This window comes from Novosphingobium kalidii, assembly GCF_040534015.1.
Taxonomy (GTDB): Bacteria; Pseudomonadota; Alphaproteobacteria; order Sphingomonadales; family Sphingomonadaceae; genus Novosphingobium; species Novosphingobium kalidii.
The window spans coordinates 2,501-26,555 of sequence record NZ_JBEWLY010000008.1 but is presented as its reverse complement, the minus strand read 5'-3'; the positions used below and the strand labels follow the sequence as shown (position 1 = coordinate 26,555).

Below are 24,055 nucleotides of genomic sequence, written 5' to 3'. Positions count from 1 at the left end.
GGCGGAATTGTAACATTGGCTAAACGATTGCTGGATCGCTTCCTGGGGCGGGTTGTGCAACTTGGGACCCTCCAAGTCGCGCGCGCCGATGGATCTGTCACAACGTTCGGCTCGCCACGGACAGGTTATCCAGACGTGCGGATCCGTTTTGTCTCGGCAGCGGGCGAGAGGCGGATCCTCCTTGATCCGCGGCTTGGCGCGGCGGAAGCGTTCATGGACGGCGAACTGCTCATCGAGCACGGCGACATTATGGACCTCGTCACGCTGATCCGCGCCAACGGACTATGGGACCGAGGTGGTAGTCTGGAGGCGCCGAGCCGAGCGCGGCGTGTTCGCAACGGCCTGGCCCATACGCTGGAGAGCTTCAACCACGCACGACGGTCCAGATCGAACGTGGCCCATCACTATGACATAGGAAACGCGCTTTACCGGCTGTTCCTCGACAGCGATCACATGCAGTACTCCTGCGCCTATTGGCCCCGCGAGGATATGACGCTGGAGGAAGCGCAGGACGCCAAGCTGGCGCATATCGCCGCCAAGCTGGCGCTCTCGCCGGGGCAAAGGGTGCTAGACATCGGCTGCGGCTGGGGCGGGATGGCGATCTATCTCGCACGCCATGCCGGGGTGACGGTTCACGGCATCACCCTCAGCCAGGAGCAGCTGGTCCTCGCCCGGGAACGAGCGGAGGACGCCGGGGTTGCGGACCGGGTCACCTTCCAGCTCATCGACTACCGTGATCTCGCCGCGCGTGGGCTGCGCTACGACCGTATCGTCTCGGTCGGCATGTTCGAGCACGTGGGCCAGCCGCAGTTCGAGCGCTTCTTCCGCGCCTGCGCCAATATGCTGGCTGACGATGGCGTCATGCTTCTGCACACGATAGGCCGCATGGGCAGCCCCGGATCCACCGACGCGTTCACCCGCAAGTACATTTTCCCCGGCGGCTATATCCCCGCTCTTAGCGAGACACTTGCAGCGAGTGAGAAGGTGCGCCTGATCGCTACCGATGTCGAGACGCTACGCCTGCACTACGCTCGCACTCTGCGCGAGTGGTATGCCCGTTGTGTCGAGCAGAAAGAGGCAATCGTCGGGATGTTTGACGAGCGCTTCTACCGCTTGTGGACATTCTACCTTTCCGGCGCGACAGCTGCCTTCGAAAGCGGCGGCTTGTGCAACTATCAGATCCAGTACGCGCGCTCGCGTCACGCGCTCCCTCTCACACGTGACTACATCGGAAACGCGGAGGCGGAACTGCTCGACCACTGATCCTGCAGCCATTGCGCCGCAGGGCCTGCGCTGGTACCGGCCCGCCGAAAGTGCAACGGAGCCTCCCAGCCATGTCCGAGATCAAGAAGGTCGTCCTCGCCTATTCCGGTGGCCTCGACACCAGCGTCATCCTCAAGTGGCTGCAGGTGACCTATGGCTGCGAGGTGGTCACGTTTACCGCCGATCTTGGCCAAGGCGAGGAGTTGGAGCCGGCGCGTGCCAAGGCCAAGCTGCTCGGCATTCCTGACGCGAACATCTACATCGACGATCTGCGCGAAGAGTTCGTGCGCGACTTCGTGTTCCCGATGATGCGTGCCAACGCTCGCTACGAGGGAGACTACCTGCTCGGCACGTCGATCGCGCGCCCCTTGATCTCGAAGCGTCTGATTGAGATTGCGCACGAGACCGGTGCGGACGCCGTAGCTCACGGAGCCACCGGCAAAGGCAACGACCAGGTTCGCTTCGAACTCTCCGCCTACGCGCTTGACCCCAACATAAAGGTTATCGCTCCCTGGCGCGAATGGGACCTCACCAGCCGCACCGCGCTGATTGCTTGGGCGGAGGCGCACCAAGTACCCGTCCCCAAGGACAAGCGCGGCGAAAGCCCCTTCTCTACCGATGCAAACCTGCTGCACACCTCATCCGAAGGCAAAGTGCTGGAAGATCCCTGGCAGGAGACGCCCGACTACGTCTACTCGCGCACCGTCAACCCCGAACAAGCGCCGGACCAGCCTGAGTACATCACCATCGACTTCGAACGAGGCGACGGCGTAGCTCTCAATGGCGAAGCCATGTCTCCAGCGACCCTCCTGACGGCTCTCAACGAGCTCGGCCAGAAGCACGGCATCGGGCGACTGGATCTCGTGGAGAACCGCTTTGTCGGCATGAAGAGCCGCGGCATGTACGAAACGCCTGGCGGCACCATCTACGCCATAGCTCATCGTGGGATCGAGCAGATCACCTTGGATCGCGGGGCCGCGCACCTCAAAGACGAACTCATGCCGAAATACGCGGAGCTAATTTACAACGGCTTCTGGTTCGCTCCAGAGCGCGAGATGCTGCAGGCCGCGATCGATCACTCGCAGAGCCGGGTGAATGGCACCGTGCGGCTCAAGCTCTATAAGGGCGTCGCCTCGGTCGTGGGCCGCAAGTCGTCCGACAGCCTTTACTCCGAACGACACGTCACGTTCGAAGACGACGCCGGCGCGTATGATCAGAAAGATGCGGCCGGCTTCATCAAGCTCAACGCACTGCGCCTGAGGCTTCTCGCTCAAAGGGGCCGCTGAGAGGATAGAAGTTACCGCGACGTTACCGGCAAAGGATAAGCCGTTTATCGAACACGGTGACTTGCTGACGAAGGGGTGCCCATCTTCGGCGACTGGCTGTATCGCTCGTCTCGCACATGCGGGATCAAGTGGGAACATTAATGACAGCCAAGTCGAAGACGGGTTTCTCCCGCCGGACGGTTGCGCCGGTAGTTGCTTTTGCGGCAGCGGTTGCTCTGCCAATCGTCGGCTTGACGCTGACCTTCGCTACTCCCGCGCTGGCAAAAGAGCAGGCCTCGCTTACTTCGGCTGCTCCCCTCGCGGCCGCCGTTGCGGTCAGTTCAATGGCGGAAGCTGCGCCCCTTGCTAGCGCGGAGCCCGCCTTTGAGACGATCGGAACAGGTATCGCCAGCTACTATGGCCGTGAGCTGGCCGGGAACCGGACTGCCAGTGGTGAGCGCTTCGATCCTTCCGACCTTACAGCAGCACACCGCACTCTCCCGCTCGGTTCCACCGTCCGCGTCACCAACAAGCGGACCGGCGACTCCGTGATAGTCCGCATCAACGATCGCGGTCCTTTCCACGGGAAGCGCCTGATCGATCTGTCCGAGGCCGCTGCTCGCGAGATTGGCCTCCGAGCCGCAGGCAGCGGGATGGTCGAACTTGCCGTGGCCGCCGACTAACACCTCCCCGTTCCATGCGTTGATGTAGATTCATCGGGGTGAAAAAGGGGGAGCGGCGCCGAACTCCCGACCTCCAGCGTGAAGGAAACCGAAGCGTTCCTGGCGCAGGCCGGAACGCTCCAAGAAAGCGACTAAGTCTCGAGCCCGATGTTGTGCTCGGTGGTGTCGCGCTCCTTATCCCTTGCCTGCCATCGGGCGGGACGACAGCAGGTGATCTACCACAGCGGGATCGGCCAGCGTGGACGTGTCTCCAAGACTGCTTGTGTCGTTCTCCGCAATCTTGCGCAGAATCCGGCGCATGATCTTCCCGGATCGCGTCTTCGGAAGCGCGGGAGTGAAATGGATCACATCCGGCGTCGCGATGGGTCCGATTTCCTGACGCACCCACTTGATTAGTTCGGCCTGCAACGCTTCGTCGGGCTGCACCTCCACGTTCGTGGTGACGTAGGCGTAGATGCCCTGGCCCTTTACCGAGTGCGGCATGCCAACAACCGCGGCCTCGGCTACCTTCCGGTGCGCGACGAGAGCGCTTTCGATCTCGGCTGTCCCCATGCGATGCCCGGACACGTTGATCACGTCATCGATACGACCCGTGATCCAGTAGTAGCCATCTTTGTCGCGCCGACATCCGTCACCCGAGAAATAGTAGCCCCGGTAGGTGGTGAAGTAGGTTTGAAAGAACCGTTCGTGATCGCCCCACACAGACCGCATCTGACCGGGCCAGGAATCGGCAATGACAAGGCTTCCCTCGCTTGCCCCTTCCAGAACCTTTCCGTCGCTATCGAGGAGCAGCGGCTGTACCCCGAACATAGGCCGGGCGGCCGAGCCGGGTTTGAGTGCGGTTGCGCCGGGAAGCGGAGTGATCATCGCTCCGCCCGTCTCGGTCTGCCACCAAGTATCAACGATCGGGCAGCGTTCTTCACCGACGACGCGATAGTACCATTCCCACGCTTCGGGATTGATCGGCTCGCCAACAGAGCCAAGCAAGCGCAGGGACTTACGACTTGTTTTTGCCACCCATTCGTCGCCCTCTGCCATCAGTGCGCGCAACGCCGTGGGAGCACCGTAAAAGGTATCCACCTGAAACTTGTCCACCACTTGCCAGACGCGAGAGGCATCAGGGTAGTTCGGCACTCCCTCGAACATCACTGTGGTGCCGCCGTTCATCAGCGGCCCGTACACGACGTAAGTGTGGCCGGTGATCCAACCGACATCGGCGGCGCACCAGAAGATCTCACCCGGTCGATAGTCGAACACGTATTCGTGAGTCATTGAAGCCCACACGGCGTAGCCACCGGTCGTGTGCAAAACGCCCTTGGGCTTCCCCGTCGATCCGGAGGTGTACAGGATGAAGAGCGGATCTTCCGCGCTCATCTCCACCGGCTCACAGTCCGCAGGCTGGTTCGCCAAGGCCGTGTTCCAGTCTATGTCACGACCTTCGACCAGCGGCACGTCCGCGCCGGTGTGCGCCAGAACAATGACGGTCTCTACATCCGGCACTCGCGCCAGCGCCGCATCGACGTTCGCCTTGAGCGGCACCGTCTTGCCTCCACGGCGCCCCTCATCGGCGGTCAGGACGATGCGGCTATCGCAGTCCTCGATCCGTCCAGCGAGTGCGTCGGGCGAGAAGCCTGCAAAGACGATCGAGTGGATAGCACCGATGCGTGCGCACGCTAGCATGGCTACGGCAGCCTCGGGCACCATGGGAAGATAGATCGTGACGCGGTCCCCCTTCCCAATCCCGCGGCTTTTAAGCACGTTCGCGAAGCGGCAGACCTGCTCGTGCAATTCACGATAGGTGATGCGGCGCTCCTGGTCGGACGGGTGATCCGGCTCCCAGAGGATCGCGACAGTGTCGCCACGCTCGGCCAAGTGGCGGTCCAAGCAGTTTGCGGAAAGGTTCAGAGTACCGTCGGCAAACCAGCGAATCCCGAAGTCCGCCTCATGAAAACTCGTCTCCTTCACTTGCGTGAAAGGCTTCATCCAGTCGAGCCGCTTAGCCTCTTCACGCCAGAAGCCCTCAGGGTCCTCGACGGATGCCCGATACATCCGCTGATAGCGCGCATCATCGATCAGCGCCTCTTCGGCCCATTTCTCGGGTACGGGATAGACGGACTGAGACATCGTCACTCTCCTGATTTTTTCATGCAAACACGGGAATCAGCATGCTGGCTTGGTCCCTTGGCAGGGCAGCGGGCATCAAATTGCCTCCGGCTCCGGCAGCCCCTCGAGATACTTATCCAGCGTGATCGGATAATTCCGCACTCGCACGCCGGTGGCATTGTACAGGGCATTCGCAACCGCTGCACCAGGCCCGCAGATGCCGAGCTCGCCAACACCCTTGGCTTTCAGGGGCGAGGAAACGGGATCCTGCGTATCGAGAAACACCACTTCTTGATGCGGAATGTCAGCATGCACGGGCACCTCATAGCCGGCGAGGTCATGATTGACGAAGAAGCCGAAGCGCTTGTCGACGGCGAGTTCTTCCATCAGCGCAGCTCCTGCAGCCATCACCATACCGCCAATGACCTGGCTGCGGGCCGAGAGCGGGTTGAGAATGCGCCCGGCGTCGCAAACAGCGAGCATGCGGCGGACGCGGCACTCACCCGTATAGGCCTCCACTGCCACTTCGCAGAAGTGAGCCGCGTAGGTGCCCACGTCGTAGTCACGCTTGAATTCGCCGAAGGTGATACTGTCCTCGGCTGTCATCGGGCCGGCATCGCTCAGAGCGATCGTGCGGTTGCTGAGGTGGATTTTGCCTTCGGCGAACGTCGCGGTATCCGCGTCGAAGCCCAACTTCGCGCCAATGGCACGCCGCAAGCTGACGCAGGCCGCGTAGGCTCCAGCTGTGGAGCTCGCCGCGCCCCACTGCCCGCCCGATCCAGCTGAAGCGGGGAACCGCGAATCCCCCAACTTGACGGTCACTCGGTCGAGCGAAACGCCCATCGTCTCTGCCGCGGTCTGTGCGATGATGGTATAGCTGCCGGTGCCGATGTCGGTCATGTCCGTTTCAACGGTGATCTGTCCATCGTTGCCCATATGCACCCGGGCGCCCGACTTCTGCACCGGGCCACCGCGGTATCCGGCCGCAACACCCATGCCGACGAGCCATCGTCCGTCGCGCACTTGCCCCGGCTTTGACCGGCGATGCGACCACCCGAACAGATCGGCACCCTGGCGCAGGCAGCGAACAAGATTGCGTTGGGAAAACTTCTTTCCGGGATTGCCCGGCACCGTCTCCGGCTCGTTCCTGATGCGCAGCTCGATCGGATCCATGCCGAGGCGCTCGGCGAGCTCATCCATCGCCACTTCCAACGCGAGGTGTCCTGCGGCCTCACCAGGGGCACGCATCGCATTCCCCTCTGGCAAGTCGAGCGCAGCGACATAGTTCGCCGTAAGCCGGTTCGCACCGGCATAAAGCTTGGGCGTCTGCAGCGTCCCGTCCTCGCCCTTTTCGCCACCAATGTTGCCGGACCAGTTCTCGTGCGCGATGGCGGTAATCCGGCCGTCGCGCTCTGCCCCGATGCGCAACCGCTGGATCGTGGCGTGGCGATGCGTGGTATTGTTCGCCACTAAAGGGCGCTGCAGCGCGATCTTGACAGGCCGACCGGTTGCCTTGGCCGCCAGCGCTGCCATCACCGCGTCAGACCGGATGAACAGTTTTCCACCAAAGCCACCTCCGATGAAGGGAGAGTCGACACGGACGTTCTCCGGCTTGATGCCAAGGATCTCTGCCATGCTCGATTTCGCCCAATCGATCATCTGGTTCGATGTCCAAAGGGTTAGCTGATCTCCTTTCCAAGCCGCGATCGTTGCGTGCGGCTCCATCATCGCGTGCGATTCATCAGGAGTTGTGTACTTCGCGTCCAACTTCACAGGAGCGGCGGCGAAGGCCGCTTCGAAATTGCCCAGTGTCTTGAGGTCCGGCTTGCCGCCCCTTCCCTTCGCGAGGCTGGCGCCCGGCGCCGCCTCGGCCAGATCGAACATTCCGGGCGCGCGATCATAGCGCGTGCGGATCAAGCTCGAGGCGGCTCGCGCCTGCTCGAAGGTTTCAGCGACGACGCAGGCGATCGCCTGGTGATAGTGGGCGATCTCGCCGCCGCCGAACAAGGGCGCGATGTTCCCCTGCCCTTGGCCCACCGGCGCATAATCGGGAGCCGCCACCACTGCGATCACGCCGGGGGCAGCCCGCGCGTCCGCAACGTCCATGGAAACGATCCGCCCTTTCGCAATGGCAGACCCAACGATGTAGCCGTATGCCTGATCGGGCGCGACGTCATGACGCTCATACGCGTAAGGCGCGGTGCCAGTGGTCTTCAGCGGCCCGTCGATGCGCGGTGTCGAGTGTCCCACGATCTTTGCGCGGTCAAACAGGTTTGTTCCCGCAGGTGCGTTGAACTCCATGATGTCAGGCCCTCGTCTGCGCGATCACCGATGCCAGCGTTCGCTTGGCGAGAGGTATCTTGAATTTGTTGTCCTCGGTTGGTCGCGCGTCGGCGAAGACCCGGGATGTCAGCGCGCTGGAGCCTTGGTGCAGCGCGGCTTCCGCAGCCTCGACCCGCCAGGGCTTGTGCGCGACACCGCCGAAGGCAACCCGGCCACTGCCGTCCTTCTGGATCACAGCGGCCACCGAAACGAGCGCAAAGGCATAGGAGGCTCTGTCGCGAACTTTGTGATAGATATGCCGCCCACCGATCGGCTTCGGCAATACAACGGCAGTGATCAATTCGCCGTGCTCAAGCGTGTTATCCCGTTGGGGCTCATCGCCTGGTAAACGATGGAACTCGGCGATGGGAATGGAGCGAGTTTTCCCACCCGCCTTTACTGTCTCAACGGTTGCATCCAGCACGCGCAGCGCCACCGCCATATCTCCAGGGTAAGTCGCGATGCACTGCTCGGAAGAACCCACCACCGCGAGTTGGCGCGAGTATCCGGCAAGGGCGCCGCAGCCCGAGCCGGGCCTGCGTTTGTTGCAGGGCATGTTGGTGTCGTAGAAATAGGGGCACCGTGTGCGCTGCAGAAGGTTGCCCGCTGTTGTCGCCTTATTGCGCAACTGCCCGCTGGCACCAGCCACGATCGCACGCGTAAGCACACCATAGTCTCGGCGCACGCGATCATCCGCCGCGAGAGCCGTATTGCTCACAAGAGCGCCGATCCTCAAGCCACCGTTGGTATCCTCATCGATGCGTGCCAGATTCAGATCCTGAACGTCCACGAGGTGTGTCGGCGTCTCGATCTCCAGCTTCATCAAGTCGAGGAGGTTGGTCCCACCTGCCAGGAACTTCGCGCCCGGGCGGTCCGCAACGATGGCGGCCGCCTGCTCTGGACTCGTCGCGCGCTCGTAAGTGAAACTCTTCACGCCGAGGCGCCTGCGACTTCAGCCATGGCTTCCGCAATGTTCGAGTAGGCGCCGCAGCGGCAGATATTCCCGCTCATCCGCTCGCGTAACTCCATGTTGGAGGGTTTCGGCTGTGAGGCGATGTCGGCTTGCACGTGGCTGGGTATCCCTGCTTCGATCTCTGCCAGCACAGCTATGGCTGAGCAGATCTGCCCGGGCGTGCAATAGCCGCACTGGTAACCATCATGCTTGATGAAAGCGGCCTGCATCGGGTGGAGTTGATCGGGTGTGCCCAGCCCTTCGATCGTGGTGACCTTGTCGCCCTCGTGCTGCACGGCGAGACTGAGACAGGAGTTTATGCGGGCGCCATTCACCAGCACCGTACAGGCGCCGCACTGCCCGTGGTCGCAACCCTTCTTCGTGCCGGTGAGTTTCAGGTGCTCGCGCAGAGCGTCCAGCAGGGTCGTCCTTGGGTCGACTGAAAGAGCGACTGAGTTGCCGTTAACTTCAAAGCTGACCGGCATCGCCTTAGGGTCCCTCTTCTGATCAGCAGCTAACGCGGGCAGCGGTACTGCTGTTATTGCAGCAGAAGCCGCGCTTGCCGCCAGCACGCCTCGCCGCGAGAGGTCGTACTCGCCACATCTTTCCATGACCTGTCTCCTTCCCCAGCCCGTGGGACATGCCCGTCTGTTGCCGAGCATGGCGACCGACCCCACGAGGCAGAAGATCGGACGATGCCGTAACGCACGAGAGCAGTTACGGATGCTTCATCTAGGCACCCGTCTGCTGCGGCGCAATCGTTCCGCTGCCCTTCCGCTAGCAGAGCAGTCTTCAAAGAAGCTCCCTTCCCTTTGCCTGAGTGACGCGCAAAGGTTGCACCTTGCCGCCCCTTCTGCTCACGCGCAATCCGAGGCGCGTTTGCCGGTCTAGCCAGCGCAGCAGCCCTCGTGTGCCCACCTTGATTGCAACGGTCAGATTAACGTGACAGCCATCAACAAGACTTCGTCGACTGCAGCCGAAGCCCGCCCGCGGCAAGGCCGCCCAACCCGCGAGCAGGCTCGGCAGCGCATCGAGCAACTGCTCGACCGCGCGCTCGAAATGTTTCTGGAGTCCGGGTTCGAGTTGACCACGGTGGAAGCGATTGCCGCCTCCGTGGGAATGACCAAGCGGACGGTGTATGCTCGCTTCACCGATAAGCGTGAACTGTTTCGCGCGGCTGTAATGCGCGCGATAGACCGATGGAGTGTCCCGGCCTCAGTTCTCCGCGACGCTGAAACGGACAGCCTCAAGGAAACCCTGACCGCCTTCACCCGCATCCGGATGGAGAGCGCACTGACCCCGATCGGCGTCAGACTTTCGCAGATCACAAATGCCGAAGCGTATCGGTTCCCTGAGATCAAGCGGTGGGTGTACGAAAAAGGTACGCTGCCAGCCCTTCTATTCCTCGCCGATCTGTTGCGCAGGCACGCACCCGCTGGAAGTCTCGACATCGAGCGTTCTGAGGAGCTGGCACTTGCCTATATCACCCTCGCCAGCGGGCCCGCCAGAAGCGCGTCGTCAGGCGGCAGCATGAAACAGGAAGAGCGGGAAGAACGCATTCGCCTCTACGTAACGCTCTTCCTTGGTGGTGTCTGGAGTTGCACGTCGGAGCCACTCTGACCGGCTGGCTGAAGATCTGTCCCCACCCGAGGTGCACCTGCTTAAAGGAACGATTCAGCGTCGACGCTGTTGATGAAAGCAGATGCAGAAATGATGGAATGCAACATACCTGGGGCGACTTAGCGGCTGTGCACCAAGCCTCAACTATCCCGCGATAGCCCCCAGAAAATCGACTGGAGCGAGCGCATGGCAGACGAAGAAAGCACCGACAAGGGCGGCAAGTCCCCGCTGCAGGCGAACGGCGCCGGGCGCCCGAAGGTGCGAAATGACGGCGTGGGCACGACGTCCACTCACGGTCGTACGGAGAGTTCAAGCCAAGGCGGTGCCTATCCCAACCCTCATCAGGGTACAGAGGAAACCAAGGGAAAGGCGGACTTCCACGGAGGGCAGAGCGAGGCAGCTTATCACGGCACCGGTCAGCTGGGCGAAGATGAAGTGGAAGGACAGAAGAACCTTAACTCGGCGTCGAAGGACGACTAACAGTACTCATCATGATGCGTCGCCGACAGTGCGGGTGGGTATCATAGCCTGCAATCCACCGCACTGCCGAGCTGTGTAATGGCAAAGAGAGTACCTAGGTGCGCCTTACTAAAATGTAATGCCCCGCCCACAAGTCCCTGTTCGCCCGTGCCGACAGTCGAAATCCAAAGCTGCCGCCATACCTTTGCTTGTCAGGGCGCTTCAGCTCTGTCATCGAGACCCGCTAAGTGCGGGGGCAAACATGAACGGCAAGGTTGCTTTAATTACAGGCGTGACCGGACAAGATGGAGCATATCTTTCAGAACTTCTCCTGTCTAAAGGTTATACTGTTCATGGAATAAAGAGACGGTCATCCTCTTTTAACACCGGTCGAATCGAGAGCATATATCAGGACCCTCATGTCGAAGGATCCAGATTCCATCTTCATTACGGCGACTTGACTGATGCAACGAATTTAATTCGCATTGTTCAAGAAGTGCAGCCGACAGAGATCTACAATCTAGCTGCGCAAAGCCACGTTATGGTCAGCTTCGAAACGCCAGAGTATACGGCGAACGCAGATGGGATCGGCACACTACGCCTGCTGGAGGCTGTTCGGATACTGGGAATGGAAAAGACCACCCGGTTCTATCAGGCCTCAACCTCTGAGCTATATGGCTTGGTTCAGGAAGTACCGCAGCGAGAGACCACACCCTTCTACCCTCGTTCTCCTTATGCGGCAGCCAAGCTTTACGCCTACTGGATTGTGGTGAACTATCGCGAGGCATATGGTTTCCACGCCTCCAATGGAATCTTGTTCAACCACGAAAGTCCTTTGAGAGGTGAGACCTTCGTAACGCGCAAGATCACCCGAGCAGCGGCCGCGATCAAACTGGGGCGGCAGGAAAGACTCTGGCTGGGCAATCTGGACGCCCGCCGCGACTGGGGCCACGCAAGAGAGTACGTGCGAGGCATGTGGTTGATGCTGCAACAAGAGCAGCCGGACGATTATGTGCTCGCCACCGGCGAAACAACGCCCGTCCGTGAGTTTGTGGAATGGGCGTTTGCCGACGTCGGTATCATCTTGAGGTGGCAAGGTTCCGGCGTCGATGAGAAGGGTTACTGCGCTGAAACCGGTCGATGCCTAATTCAAGTGGATCCTCGCTATTTCAGACCCACGGAAGTGGAATTGCTTATCGGCGACCCCACCAAGGCTCGAGAAAAACTGGGGTGGACGCACCAGACACCCGTGCGGGAACTCGCCCGAGAGATGGTGCAGGAGGACTTGATCACCATGAGAGAAGCACCCATTTCGAAGGGGCTGTGAGAGGTGGCGAAGTTCGACTTGACCGGCAAACGAGTGTTTGTTGCCGGACACCGTGGCATGGTGGGGTCCGCTATCGTTCGACGCCTTGGCCAAGAGAATTGCGAAGTTCTGGTTATCGATCGCAGCGAAGTTGACCTTCGAGATCAGCACGCTGTGCGCAGCTGGTTTGCACGGGAGAGGCCCGAGACCGTGCTTGTGGCGGCCGCAAAAGTCGGCGGCATACTTGCAAACAACATCTATCCCGCTGATTTCCTTTACGACAACGTCATGATCGAGGCGAATATCATAGAGGCATCTCATCGCAGCGATGTCGATAAGCTATTGTTTCTCGGATCTTCATGCATCTATCCCAAGTTCGCTCCCCAACCCATTCGCGAAGACGCCTTGCTGACCGGTCCGCTTGAGCCGACCAACGAGTGGTACGCTATCGCGAAGATAACCGGGATCAAGCTAGCTCAAGCATACCGGCGGCAGTACGGGCGTGATTACATATCGGCAATGCCCACTAATCTATACGGACCGGGGGACAACTTCGATCTTCAGAGTAGCCATGTTTTGCCTGCCTTGATACGCAAGGCGCATACGGCGAAGATTTCCGGTTTAGAGTCGATGGAGATCTGGGGTACCGGCTCGCCAAGGCGCGAGTTCTTGCATGTCGATGACCTTGCGAACGCCTGCATCTTCCTGATGAAAACCTACTCTGAAGAAGTCCATGTAAACGTCGGCACCGGTGTCGACATATCGATTGCTGAACTCGCAGAGATGGTAGCCGCTGTTGTGGGGTTTTCGGGATCTATTGTGTACGATAACAGCAAGCCAGACGGCACACCGCGCAAGTTGATGAGTTCGGATTTGCTGCAAGGATTAGGCTGGAAACCCCACATCGCGTTGAAGGACGGTATCGAAGCGACTTACAATTGGTACTTGGCAGAGGAGGAAACGAACAGACGTATCGGTAGCTCGGGGCCAGTCTGGTTCAGAGGCTGAGGGTGTTGCTTTCAGTGTTCTTGATCTCGACGCGGAACGGTGCGGGGATGCGGTCGGGGCCACTCGCACCGGGCAGCGCCTGTCACGAGTGCACTTTCCTATCCATTGTGCGGGTCTCCGCCGGACTCAGTCTGCGCCGAGCTCTTGCCGCTGCTCTTCGACGTTTGCCAGCAGTGGCAGAATGCGGTCATCGGCAAGGATGGTGCAGTAGTATTCGTTAACGTTCTTGATCAGCCCGTTTTCGAGCGTGAACGCCATGCAGTACTGGTTGCAGTAGTCGACCCCGTTCGCGAGGACGGCATGGCCTTCGAACTCGACAACGACCCGATCCCCTTCTGCCGTGATGGTCTTGAACTCAGGACGCAGGCCGGTCGGGATTGTGTCTTTGAATGCGGCCGTCGTCGCCACGATGATCTCGTAAGGACGCGGGCCCGAGAGCTTGCCGAAACCCTTGGCAACCGTCACCGCATCTGGCGCAAGGCAGGTCTTGGCAGTCTCTGCATCACCGTCGCTGAACGCCTTGATGAAGTTGATGACGGTGGACTTGTTCATTTCACTCATGGCTGCCTCTCCCTCTATGCCGCTTTATCGTGCCGTCCCGGCCGACCGGCCGAACAGCTTTCGGAAAAACGCTCGCAGTCGGCCGATCACTCCTTTTCGACCGGCGACAGGCTTGCCGGTGGTCACCTCCGGCTCTCTTGACACGGTGGCGGAAACTTCGCCGGCCTGCTCGATCTCGGCCTTGAACTGCTCTGCAAAGCTATGCGCGAACTTGGGGAGCAAGGGGCGCCCCATCGCCTCCCACATCGGCGCCATGGGACCAGTGCCCTCCACGCGAACGGCAAGCGCCACCTCGGTCTGGCTGGCCCCCACCCGCCCTGCACGGTACGTGCCGCCACCCTTCACCGGATCGCCTTCCAGGACATACGTGAAGTCCACCTCGTCAGGTCCTGCCCAGCGGTCGACCGTCACCGCGACCCGAACTGTGCGCACCAGCGCGCCTGCCCCGACTTTTAGCGTCCAGCGCGAGCGGTCCTCGTCGATGACATCGCAGTCCTGCAAGCCGGGCATGAGCTTCGCCCAGCCCGGGATGTCGCGTGCATACTGCCACACCCGTTCGATCGGCGCAGCAATGCTGATTGTCTGTTCGGTGTCGATCATGCCAGTGCCGGCCCGCTTTCAAGCTTGCGCTCGAGCAGATCGCTTGGCTTCCCGGCAGCATGGCGGCCGACGAGATAGCCGTGAGTCATGCCGCGCGCATTCGAGATACCGCTTTGCATCACCGCACCGGTGTCGAGCCGCGCCATCGAGTTGCCCGCCACATAGAGGCCGTCGATCGGCTTGTCGTTCCAGCCCATCACACGGCAGTGATGATCGGCCAGCAAGCCCGTGCCGGTGATCCCGCCTCCGCCCATGCGCTTGAGTTCCACCGCATAGAACGGCCCCTGCTCAAGCGTGCCCAGGTTGGGATTGGGCTTGTGATTGAGATCGCCCGTCATCGCCGCGCCCCAGGGATAAGTGCCGCGCTTGAAGTCGGGATCCTCCCCCGCCTCGGCGAAGCCATTGAAGCGTGCGACCGTCTGTTCCAGGCCCTGGGGATCAACGCCGATCTTCTGCGCAAGTTCAGCCAAGGTCTCCCCCTTCACAGCAAGGCCCTCGGGCAGATCTTCTCCGGGCATAAACGAGCCGAAAGGATACTTCCCACGCGCCTGGCTATCGATCACAGCCCAGCATGGATAATTTGGGTGAGTCTGGGTTGCCCCGTCGACAGCATCGACCGCATAGTAGACTGAGCGATAGAACGCCTCGTTGGCGAAGCGCCTGCCCGCGCGATTGACGACAATCGTGTGCGGAAGGCCAAGGAAAGGCAGCGAGCCGCGCCATAGCGGCGCTCCGTTGTCGTGCTCCTCGCCCGGCATATGGATGCCCAGGTTCGCGGGATCGGGCACGCGCGCGATGCGGGCGCCTACGGGTCCCGCAAGGCGGAAGTGCGCGCCGTCGACAGTGCTCATGACCATCGAGACCGGCTCGAGCACGTTGCTGAGCGTCTTGGCGAGGTCGTGGTTACGCTCGTACCCGCTGACCGCGATGACGACGCCGCGATTGGCCTTGATGAACAAGGGCTCGCCACCGCGCACCGCCCGCACGCCGACGATGCGCTCGCCATCGCCGATCAGCTCTTCGGCGCTCGTCCCGGTGTAGAGCGGAATGCCGCGATCCAGTGCGCCCTTGACGAAGTAGGCTGCCAGACCAGGGCCGAGGCACCGCAAGTCCTTGCTGATGCGATCGGCCAACAGCTCGTAATCCCAGCCCAGCATGTTGGCCAATCCGCCGCCGCGGAAGATATCGTGGTGGGTGAAGCCGGCTGGAAGGTGCGGTGTCAGCCGCGTCTTGTGCTGCCACTCGCCCAGGGCCTCGGCCGGGAATGGCTCCACTTCCAGATAGCGGCCCTCAGCAACAGCGTCATTGTTGTGCGGGAAGTAGTAGTCGGGGAAGTTGCGGGTAACTTCCATCTTGAGGCCGATCGTATCCTCAAAGTACTTGAGCGCGACCGGCCCATGAATGGACTGGTTGAGCATGGCGCGTTCATCGCCATACCCCATCGACAGCGATTTCACGTAGCGGAAGCCGCTCTCGGGCGAGTCCTCGATGCCGAGCTCACGCTCGAGGTGATTACCGGGGATCCAGACTTCCCCCATCGAGTATGCCGTCACGCCGCCCACTTCATCGGACCGCTCAAGCACGAGCGAGGTGAGGCCATGGTCCTGTGCCGTGATCGCCGCAGCAAGACCAGCGCCTCCGGAACCGATAGCCACCAGATCGACTTCGACGTCCCACTTCTCGGGCAGGTTCCGTATCATCCGCTCATCCTCTCGATGTCATTCTTATGATTTTGGCCTCACGCGAAGGCTTCTTCACCCAGCAACGTCGTCCGGTGCATCATGCGTCCGCTATCTAGCGGATAAGGCTCCACCCGGTGCAACACGCCGGTATTGTCCCAGATCAGCAGGTCGCCCGGGGTCCACTCGTGAACGTAAACGAAGCGCGGCTGCGTCGTCCATTCGATGAGTTCCTGGATCAGCGCTTCGCCTTCCTGCCGATCCGTGCCCTCAACATGCGAGGCATGGCAGCCGATCACCAGGGATTTGCGACCGTTGCCATGCTTCCACACGAGCTTGTGTGTGCGATCCGGCGTCATGCTCCAGATCGTCCGGTTCTCTTCCGTGGCCTCGACCCCCGCGCGGCTCATCGACACTTGCAGGCTGTGGACAGCACGCAAGCCATCGATCTTGCGCTTCATCTCCTCAGACAGCGCTTCGTACGCAGCGTAAGAGTTGGCGAACATCGTCTGCCCACCATCTTGCGAAAGCTTGCGCCCGCTCAGAAGCGAAGCGAAGACCGGAATTTGGTCATGCGTGCCATCCATATGCCAGAGGAACGAGCCCTTGAGGTACTCGGCTCTCGAATTCTCGCGCTTGTCCAGGGTGACCTTGAATACGCCGTCTTTGCCCTCGTCGCGTACGTCGCCGATGTTTCCGGCCAGGTGGACCTGCTGCTCATCGCTGAGGTTCATGCCGCGTAACACGAGCACGCCGCGTTCGACGAGCAGCTTGCGCAGCGCCTTACCCGTTTCTGGCTTGAGGAGCTCATCCACTCCGACGCGGACCTCAGAGCCCGTGAACTCCGTTAAGTCGATCACTTCGAAACTCATGCACGCGCCCCGGGGCTTTCGCCATTTTGATACTGATGTGGACAATTGATGGACATCGGCCAGCCCTGTCAATCCCAAATGCGGTGCCTGGTGCCAGGTCATCCGCTCCGCTTGACTCCCGCCGTACACGATGACAGCAGAAATGATCGGACTTGTACGATTTACCTGCGGAGAGCGTGATGACCTGCCAGCCCACCAAGGTGCCGCCCGCGGAAGAGCTCGATATTCCCGCGATCCGGGAGCGCTACAACCAGGAGCGAGTTCGGCGCCTGCGCCCAGGAGGCGGGAACCAGTACGTCCGAGCTGACGGCGGCTTTGCCGAAGCCTACGAAGCCGATCCGCACATGCCCGTGGTGCCCCGCGAGACCGTTGATGAGGAGCTCGACGTCGCTATTCTGGGCGGCGGCTTTTCCGGGATCATGGCTGGCGTCCACTTGCGCAACGCCGGCGTGGACACCTTCCGCCACATCGAACACGCGGGCGACTTCGGCGGCGTCTGGTACTGGAACCGCTATCCCGGCATCCAGTGCGACAACGATGCGTACTGCTATCTCCCGCTGCTGGAAGAAACCGGCTGGATGCCATCCAAAAAGTTCTCGGACGGCTATGAAATCCAGGAGCACTGTGCGCGCATAGCTACGAAGTATGGGTTCTACGATCGCGCCTTGTTCCACACGCTCGTCCGCTCTTTGAAGTGGGACGAGACAATCCAGCGCTGGCGGATCGAGACCAATCGCGGCGACGCGATCCGCGCGCGGTTCGTCGTCATGTGCGGTGGACCGCTCAACAAGCCCAAGCTACCGGGCATTCCCGGCATCCGTGACTTCAAAGGCACGCTGTTTCACACAGCGCGCTGGGATTACGATTACACCGGCGGCGAGTGGCGCAACCCCGTGCTGAACAAGCTGGCAGACAAGCGCGTCGCGATTGTCGGCACAGGTGCGACTGCGATCCAGGCGATCCCCTACCTCGCGAAGTACGCCAAGCAACTCTACGTGATCCAGCGCACCCCATCGAGCGTCGACGAGCGTCCGAACCCTCCTACCGATCCAGACTGGGCGAACTCGCTGCAGCCGGGCTGGCAATACGAGCGTCAGAAGAACTTCCACGACGGCGCTGTCAACGGCCTCAAGCCCAGCCAGCCGGATCTGATCTGCGATATCTGGACCGAGATCAACCGCAACATGGCGGCCGAGTTCGAGTGCGAGGGCTGGCCGCAGAACCTGGAGGAGTATGCCGCCAAGCGGGCGGAGATGGACGTGCGGGTGATGGAGCGCATGCGCCGCCGAGTGGAAAGCATCGTCGAGGACGACCAGACCGCCGAGGCGTTGAAGCCGTGGTTCATGTTCAACTGCAAGCGTCCACTTTCGAACGATCACTACTACCCCGCCTTCAACCAGCCAAACGTCAAGCTGATCGACGTCTCCGACACCCGGGGCGTGGAGCGGATGACGGAGAAAGGTTTCGTTCACGAGGGAACCGAGTATGAGATCGACTGTCTCGTCTGCGCCAGCGGCTTCGAGGTCACCAGTGACCTCGAAAAACGCTGGGGTATCCGCACGATCGAGGGCAAGGACGGCTTGTCGCTCTACGAGTACTGGGCAGACGGCTACCGCACGCTGCACGGTACGATGGCGCACAACTTCCCCAATCAGTTCTTCACCGGTTACGTGCAGGGTGGCTTCTTCGCGACCACGACGCACCAGTTCAGCCGCCAGGGCTATCACATCGCTCACATGATCAAGATTGCGCTTGATCGGGGCCTGACATCCGTGGAGCCCACCCTTGAGGCACAGGATCAGTGGGTTAAATTGATCCGCGAGACTGCAATTGACGTTTCCTACCTGCAGCGAGAATGCCCGCCGAGTTACTTCAATAACGACGGAGATACCTCAAAGAACCGCTGGTATCTGGGCGAGTCCTATGGGCCAGGCTGGGATGCGTTCGAACAGTTGGTTGCGGATTGGCGCGCCTCCGGTGATCTGCCGGGCATGATCGTGAAGGCGGCTGAGGTTACGGCATAGCCCCCGCCGCAGAGCTAGCTCTCGTCGCCTTTCGCGACCTGGCATTCGAGCCAGTCTCTCGCCTCTCTAGCTGCTGCGTTGGCCTGAACGGCTACAGCGGCTAGAGGCTAGCCCGGCGATCCACTCAAAAAGTGAATGGGAACAGCAAATTGGGGATGGTGGGTGAGTACGAGAGCAAAGCAAGCAGGAGGTCGCGAGGGCGCCCGCCCTCAGAGAGTGTCGCGCTCATCGAAGAGGAGTTGCTCAACGTAGCTTTGCAGGAGTTCATCCAAGAGGGGTACGGCGGAGCTTCGCTCTCCCGGATCGTGAAGGCCGCACGCATCTCCAAGACGACCCTTTATTCGCGCTACAAGTCCAAAGAAGAGCTGTTTCGGGCCATCATGACCCAACAAGTCGAACGCCTGTCCGTCATCCGCACCTTGACAGCCTCGCCCGCGTTCAACTTGGCCGAGGGCCTGAAGGCCTACGCGAACAGAACGCTTGCGATAAGCCTTGAAGGTGACCTCCTTGCGGTCAATCGCCTCATCTACAGCGAGGCCCACCGGTTTCCTGAACTTGGTCTTGCCGCTGCGGAGCGAACTCAGGTCGGCATCGCGCAGATCGCCTGGTTCATCGAGCAGTGCAATCATCCAGAAAGAACCGTTCTCGCTGAACCACGTGACAACGCGGAGGCATTCATTCTGTTGCTGCGAGGCTGGTACGTCAACGCGATGCTCTCCAGCCGCGAGGTCACCGCCGACGAGCGGGAGCAATGGGTCGGCAGAATGGTGCCCGTGTTCATCGCCGGCTGCAGAGGGTAGCGTCCACTGCCGATTGCCCGCGCGTCCGGGGAGCAACACCACAGGTGGGGCGATTCTAATCCGGACAGTTGATCCGAGCGGCTGAGTTGGCCAAGCTTTCAGCCAATATGCTCAGCGGTGTGCTCAGCCCGATGCTGGTCAAGCTCTTACAAGAGCGCGAAGGGAGAGAGCGACCCTTGTGGCTCGGCTCGCATATGCACCCCCCCTTCGCACGTCAGTTGCGCAGATCATGCCGCCCCTGTCCTACTGCAGCAGTTCACCGCTAAGGCTGACGTGCTGCACGAAACGAGTAACCTCCAAACATGCAGTGTCGCTCGACAAGACCATTGCGCGCGCCGCTACTCGCTTGCTTGGCTCATCACATGCTTCCTTGAACCGCCGCAGGCTCGTCGGCAAAGCGGCACGCGGAGGATTCACCGGCGGCAGCACGCTGGGGTGTGTCCGGGAGATCATTAGTGTCAGGGGTGACGGCGTATGCGAGGATCGATACTCGATCGATCCCGTCGGGGCCGAGCTCGTGCGCTGCATCTTCGAGATGTACGCCGACGGTCTGTCGCTCAAACAAATCTGTCGTTTCCTCGACGAAGCCGGAGTTCCGCCTCCCAGCTCTGGAACGCGCCGCCGCAAAGCCGCCGAAGGGTGGAGCCCTTCCACCCTGCCGGGAAATATCGAACGCGGCGAAGGCATCTTGAACAATCGCCTCTACATCGGCGAGCGCATCTTCAATCGCCGCCACTACATCGAACAGCCCGACGGCAAGGGCGGCTTTAAGAGCCGTCCGCGCGACAGATGCCAGCCTTCTGAAGATCACCGCCGTGCCGGAAGCGAGGATCGTGTCGGACGAACTCTGGCAACGCGTGAAGACAAGGCAGACCGAGGCCCGGGCCGCCCGCGACGCCAAGTTCAAGATCACTGGCAACCCCTCGCTGGCGCAAAGCGATCGATCTATCTGCTCTCAGATCTCGTTCACTGCGGCGAATGTGGCTCTAGCTACATCGCATCGGCAATGGCCGCTGGCGCTGCCGCAGAAACTTCCGCAAGGGCCCATGCGGGAACAATCGGTCGATCAAGACAACAGAGCTTGAAGAACGAGTTCTGACGGGTGTTCACGACCGACTGCTTACGCCCGAACTGATCGAGCGCTACGCCCGGCTTCTGCAGAAAGAGCTCGAACAGGTCAACCGTCAACGCGACAGCGACCGCGATAGGGCGGTGAGCGACCCTAAGCGAAATTCGAGCCAAGATCGCGAAGCTGGTCTAGCGGATCGAGGAGGATGACGATCCTCCCAATTCGCTCATCAGGCGCCTGAGAGAGTGGGAGGCTCAGGAAGAAACATTGGTCGCAAAAGTGGCCTCGGCCCTAGCGGCGAACGTCATCCGTCTGCCCGCCAACTATGCTGCGATCTACAAGCAAGCGCTCGCCGAACTCCACGAGCATCTCGCGGGAGAGGAAGCGACCTATGCTCTTGACACGATCCGGGCGGCGGGCTGCTCCACCCCGCGTGATTTGTGTGGCTGATGGTTCAGCCGGGTTGCGTCTGCTGGAGACGCGACGAGGGCCACGTGGGCCCTCTTTTAAGGCTTTGTCAGCCCTGATTTGTGAATGGGTTTTATCCGATGCGAGTTGCGCGCCTGCTTCAATGCCTGGCGACGTCCTACTCTTCCAACGCTTGAGCGTTAGTACCATTGGCGCTGTCAGGTTTCACGGCCGAGTTCGAGATGGGATCGGGTGGGTCACTGACGCTATGGCCACCAAGCAATGGAGCGGGCGCGCGTTTCGTATCGGGTTTTTAATCGATGGTCCGTGCAGTCTTTTGATGATGTGTATCTGGCTGGTTTATCGTCCGGATCAACGACGCTGCTTTTGGCAGGACTGTCATTGATGGTGGGATCCAACAAGCATGAACAGAGTGATTAGGACCGGTTAGCTCCACAAGTTACCCTGCTTCTACACCCGGCCTATCAACGTGATGGTCTATCACGACTCGATGATACCTAATCTCGAGGGAGGCTTCCCGCTTAGATGCTTTCAGCGGTTATCCCGTCCATGCATAGCTACCCTGCTGCGCGGCTGGCGCCACGACAGGTACACCAGAGGCATGTTCATCCCGGTCCTCTCGTACTAGGGACAACTCCTCTCAAGTATCGACGCCCACGGCAGATAGGGACCAAACTGTCTCGCGACGTTCTGAACCCAGCTCACGTACCACTTTAATTGGCGAACAGCCAAACCCTTGGGACCTGCTCCAGCCCCAGGATGTGATGAGCCGACATCGAGGTGCCAAACGATTCCGTCGATATGAGCTCTTGGGAATCATCAGCCTGTTATCCCCGGCGTACCTTTTATCCGTTGAGCGATGGCCCTTCCACGAGGGACCACCGGATCACTATGACCGACTTTCGTCTCTGCTCGACTCGTCAGTCTCGCAGTCAGGCAGGCTTATGCCATTGCACTCTTGCAGACGGTTTCCAACCGTCCTGAGCCTACCATCGCGCGCCTCCGTTACTCTTTAGGAGGCGACCGCCCCAGTCAAACTACCCGCCACAGAGGGTCCCTGCACCGGCTAACGGTGCGAGGTTAGACATCAGAAAACAACAGGGTGGTATTTCACCTATGGCTCCACGACAGCTGGCGCCGTCGCTTCAAAGCCTCCCACCTATGCTACACAGTTATTTCCTAATGCCACTCTGAAGCTGCAGTAAAGGTGCACGGGGTCTTTCCGTCTAACCGCGGGTACTCCGCATCTTCACGGAGAATTCAATTTCGCTGAGCATATCCTGGAGACAGTGGGGAAGTCGTTACGCCATTCGTGCAGGTCGGAACTTACCCGACAAGGAATTTCGCTACCTTAGGACCGTTATAGTTACGGCCGCCGTTTACTCGGGCTTCAATTCGGAGCTTGCACTCCTCCTCTTAACCTTCGAGCACCGGGCAGGCGTCACACCCTATACGTCGTCTTGAAGCCGACTTAGCAGAGTGCTGTGTTTTTGCTAAACAGTCGCTACCCCCTGGCCTGTGCCCCCTGCTACTGCTTGCGCAATAACAGGGCCTCCTTCTTCCGAAGGTACGGAGGCAATTTGCCGAGTTCCTTCAGGATACTTCTCTCAAACGCCTTGGTATACTCTACCTGACCACCTGTGTCGGTTTCGGGTACGGTCTATACGGTGGGGCTATTTCCTGGAACCATTTCGAAGCCTGACCAATCCAATAAGGTCAGACAACACACATGATCCGTCACACACCACCAGGCCCACGAATATTAACGTGGTTCCCATCGACTACCCCCTTCGGGCTCGTCTTAGGGGCCGGCTCACCCTGCTCAGATTAGCTTTAAGCAGGAACCCTTGGTCTTTCGGCGAGAGGGTGTCTCACCCTCTTTATCGCTACTCATGTCAGCATTCGCACTTCCGATACGTCCACGCTCGGTTACCCTTGCGCTTCATCCGCTTACGGAACGCTCCGCTACCGCGTGATCGTAAACGATCACACCCTAAGCTTCGGTGCATCACTTGAGCCCCGTTACATTTTCGCCGCAGGAACCCTTATTTAGACCAGTGAGCTGTTACGCTTTCTTTAAAGGATGGCTGCTTCTAAGCCAACCTCCTGGTTGTTTTGGGATTCCCACATGCTTTCCCACTTAGTGATGACTTGGGGACCTTAGCTGTAGGTTAGGGCTGTTTCCCTTTTGACGACGGACCTTAGCACCCGCCGTCTGTCTGCCGGACTAGACTCGTTGGTATTCGGAGTTTGGTTAGGTTTGGTAGATCTCGCGACCCCCTAGCCCATCCAGTGCTCTACCCCCAACGGCAATCATCCGACGCTCTACCTCAATAGATTTCGCGGAGAACCAGCTATTTCCCGGCTTGATTGGCCTTTCACCCCTAAACACAACTCATCCGAGAATTTTTCAACATTCAACGGTTCGGTCCTCCAGTGCGTGTTACCGCACCTTCAACCTGGTCATGCCTAGATCGCCGGGTTTCGGGTCTAATTCATCGAACTCATGCGCCCTATTCAGACTCGCTTTCGCTACGCCTACACCTAACGGCTTAAGCTTGCTCGATAAATTAAGTCACTGACCCATTATGCAAGAGGTACGCTGTCACTCCCTATGGAGCTCCAACTGCTTGTAAGCATTCGGTTTCAGGTACTGTTTCACTCCCCTCATCGGGGTGCTTTTCACCTTTCCCTCACGGTACTTGTTCGCTATCGGTCATGTACGAGTATTTAGGCTTGGAGGGTGGTCCCCCCATGTTCAGACAGGATTTCACGTGTCCCGCCCTACTCGAGTCCTTCATTATCACTTTCGCATACGGGGCTGTCACCCGCTATGGCCACTCTTCCCAAAGTGTTCTGCTAGTTGAAATGAAGGCACTGGCCTGGTCCGCGTTCGCTCGCCACTACTAACGGAATCTCGGTTGATGTCTTTTCCTCCGGGTACTTAGATGTTTCAGTTCCCCGGGTTCGCTTCACCAAGTCTATGTATTCAACTCGGTGATACCTTATCCACCTCACTCAACCGTCGCGAACGACGTTC

At 60.1% G+C, this 24,055-nt stretch carries 19 protein-coding genes, 2 rRNA genes and 1 pseudogene (1 of these 22 only partly in view); 11 read left to right on the top strand and 11 right to left on the bottom strand.

Going from position 1 to position 24,055, the window contains the following annotated elements; all coding sequences use genetic code 11:
- Window positions 1-15: 15 nt before the first annotated feature.
- From ABVV53_RS03340 to ABVV53_RS03330, 3 genes are all read left to right on the top strand, one after another.
- Complete coding sequence (locus ABVV53_RS03340; protein WP_353982902.1) at window positions 16-1,263, top strand: cyclopropane-fatty-acyl-phospholipid synthase family protein; 1,248 nt, start codon at window positions 16-18, stop codon at window positions 1,261-1,263.
- Window positions 1,264-1,334: 71 nt separating this feature from the next.
- The gene (locus tag ABVV53_RS03335; protein ID WP_353982901.1) at window positions 1,335-2,549 is read left to right on the top strand and encodes an argininosuccinate synthase; all 1,215 of its coding nucleotides are present in this window, start codon (window positions 1,335-1,337) and stop codon (window positions 2,547-2,549) included.
- A gap of 140 nt (window positions 2,550-2,689) precedes the next feature.
- The gene (locus ABVV53_RS03330) at window positions 2,690-3,211 is read left to right on the top strand and encodes a septal ring lytic transglycosylase RlpA family protein (protein WP_353982900.1); all 522 of its coding nucleotides are present in this window, start codon (window positions 2,690-2,692) and stop codon (window positions 3,209-3,211) included.
- Between the two features lie 174 nt (window positions 3,212-3,385).
- On the opposite strand, the gene acs is transcribed toward ABVV53_RS03330, so the two are convergent.
- The 4 genes from acs to paoA all read right to left on the bottom strand — a co-directional run bounded on the left by acs (window position 3,386) and on the right by paoA (window position 9,199).
- A complete protein-coding gene (gene acs / locus ABVV53_RS03325) occupies window positions 3,386-5,335 on the bottom strand; it encodes an acetate--CoA ligase (RefSeq protein WP_353982899.1) in 1,950 nt (649 codons plus the stop codon).
- 75 nt (window positions 5,336-5,410) lie between these two features.
- Complete coding sequence (paoC, locus tag ABVV53_RS03320; protein ID WP_353982898.1) at window positions 5,411-7,615, bottom strand: aldehyde oxidoreductase molybdenum-binding subunit PaoC; 2,205 nt, start codon at window positions 7,613-7,615, stop codon at window positions 5,411-5,413.
- A gap of 4 nt (window positions 7,616-7,619) precedes the next feature.
- A complete protein-coding gene (locus ABVV53_RS03315) occupies window positions 7,620-8,570 on the bottom strand; it encodes an FAD binding domain-containing protein (RefSeq protein ID WP_353982897.1) in 951 nt (316 codons plus the stop codon).
- A complete protein-coding gene (gene paoA, locus ABVV53_RS03310) occupies window positions 8,567-9,199 on the bottom strand; it encodes an aldehyde dehydrogenase iron-sulfur subunit PaoA (RefSeq protein ID WP_353982896.1) in 633 nt (210 codons plus the stop codon). Before paoA ends, ABVV53_RS03315 begins: the two co-directional genes overlap by 4 nt.
- Before the next feature lie 331 nt (window positions 9,200-9,530).
- Here paoA and ABVV53_RS03305 point away from each other — a divergent pair, with 331 nt between their 5' ends.
- From ABVV53_RS03305 to fcl, 4 genes are all read left to right on the top strand, one after another.
- Complete coding sequence (locus tag ABVV53_RS03305) at window positions 9,531-10,208, top strand: TetR/AcrR family transcriptional regulator (protein WP_353982895.1); 678 nt, start codon at window positions 9,531-9,533, stop codon at window positions 10,206-10,208.
- A 186-nt stretch (window positions 10,209-10,394) separates the two neighbouring features.
- Entirely contained in the window at window positions 10,395-10,688 is a 294-nt protein-coding gene (locus ABVV53_RS03300; protein WP_353982894.1) for a hypothetical protein, read from the top strand.
- Between the two features lie 241 nt (window positions 10,689-10,929).
- On the top strand, window positions 10,930-11,994 hold the full coding sequence (gene gmd, locus ABVV53_RS03295; protein WP_353982893.1) for a GDP-mannose 4,6-dehydratase: 1,065 nt from the start codon (window positions 10,930-10,932) through the stop codon (window positions 11,992-11,994).
- Between the two features lie 3 nt (window positions 11,995-11,997).
- Complete coding sequence (gene fcl, locus ABVV53_RS03290; RefSeq protein WP_353982892.1) at window positions 11,998-12,981, top strand: GDP-L-fucose synthase; 984 nt, start codon at window positions 11,998-12,000, stop codon at window positions 12,979-12,981.
- A 126-nt stretch (window positions 12,982-13,107) separates the two neighbouring features.
- Here fcl and ABVV53_RS03285 read toward each other — a convergent pair whose 3' ends face one another.
- From ABVV53_RS03285 to ABVV53_RS03270, 4 genes are read right to left on the bottom strand one after another with little or no spacing between them, the layout of a single operon-like run.
- Window positions 13,108-13,542: a nuclear transport factor 2 family protein gene (locus ABVV53_RS03285; protein WP_353982891.1), complete on the bottom strand. Its 435-nt coding sequence runs from the start codon at window positions 13,540-13,542 to the stop codon at window positions 13,108-13,110.
- 24 nt (window positions 13,543-13,566) lie between these two features.
- Window positions 13,567-14,142, bottom strand: a complete 576-nt coding sequence (locus ABVV53_RS03280) for an SRPBCC family protein (protein WP_353982890.1) — start codon at window positions 14,140-14,142, stop codon at window positions 13,567-13,569.
- Window positions 14,139-15,842 (bottom strand): FAD-binding protein, encoded by a 1,704-nt coding sequence (locus tag ABVV53_RS03275; protein ID WP_353982889.1) that lies wholly within the window; start codon window positions 15,840-15,842, stop codon window positions 14,139-14,141. The genes ABVV53_RS03280 and ABVV53_RS03275 overlap by 4 nt, the downstream gene beginning before the upstream one ends.
- Window positions 15,843-15,880: 38 nt before the next feature.
- On the bottom strand, window positions 15,881-16,693 hold the full coding sequence (locus tag ABVV53_RS03270) for a TauD/TfdA dioxygenase family protein (RefSeq protein WP_353982888.1): 813 nt from the start codon (window positions 16,691-16,693) through the stop codon (window positions 15,881-15,883).
- Between the two features lie 179 nt (window positions 16,694-16,872).
- Between ABVV53_RS03270 and ABVV53_RS03265 the strand changes: the two genes are divergently transcribed.
- From ABVV53_RS03265 to ABVV53_RS03255, 3 genes and pseudogenes are all read left to right on the top strand, one after another.
- The gene (locus ABVV53_RS03265; protein ID WP_353982887.1) at window positions 16,873-18,717 is read left to right on the top strand and encodes a flavin-containing monooxygenase; all 1,845 of its coding nucleotides are present in this window, start codon (window positions 16,873-16,875) and stop codon (window positions 18,715-18,717) included.
- Window positions 18,718-18,956: 239 nt separating this feature from the next.
- Entirely contained in the window at window positions 18,957-19,517 is a 561-nt protein-coding gene (locus tag ABVV53_RS03260; protein WP_353982886.1) for a TetR/AcrR family transcriptional regulator, read from the top strand.
- Between the two features lie 229 nt (window positions 19,518-19,746).
- Window positions 19,747-20,217: pseudogene (locus ABVV53_RS03255) on the top strand (recombinase family protein); the annotation flags it as partial.
- Between the two features lie 290 nt (window positions 20,218-20,507).
- On the opposite strand, the gene ABVV53_RS03250 reads toward ABVV53_RS03255, so the two are convergent.
- Entirely contained in the window at window positions 20,508-20,705 is a 198-nt protein-coding gene (locus tag ABVV53_RS03250) for a hypothetical protein (protein WP_353983451.1), read from the bottom strand.
- 148 nt (window positions 20,706-20,853) lie between these two features.
- On the opposite strand from ABVV53_RS03250, the gene ABVV53_RS03245 reads away from it, so the two are divergent.
- Window positions 20,854-21,036: a hypothetical protein gene (locus ABVV53_RS03245; protein ID WP_353982885.1), complete on the top strand. Its 183-nt coding sequence runs from the start codon at window positions 20,854-20,856 to the stop codon at window positions 21,034-21,036.
- 123 nt (window positions 21,037-21,159) lie between these two features.
- Here ABVV53_RS03245 and rrf read toward each other — a convergent pair.
- Both rrf and ABVV53_RS03235 read right to left on the bottom strand, forming a co-directional pair.
- A 5S ribosomal RNA gene (gene rrf / locus ABVV53_RS03240) occupies window positions 21,160-21,274 on the bottom strand.
- Between the two features lie 137 nt (window positions 21,275-21,411).
- Window positions 21,412-24,055: ribosomal RNA gene (locus ABVV53_RS03235) — 23S ribosomal RNA — on the bottom strand (it continues 147 nt past the right edge of the window).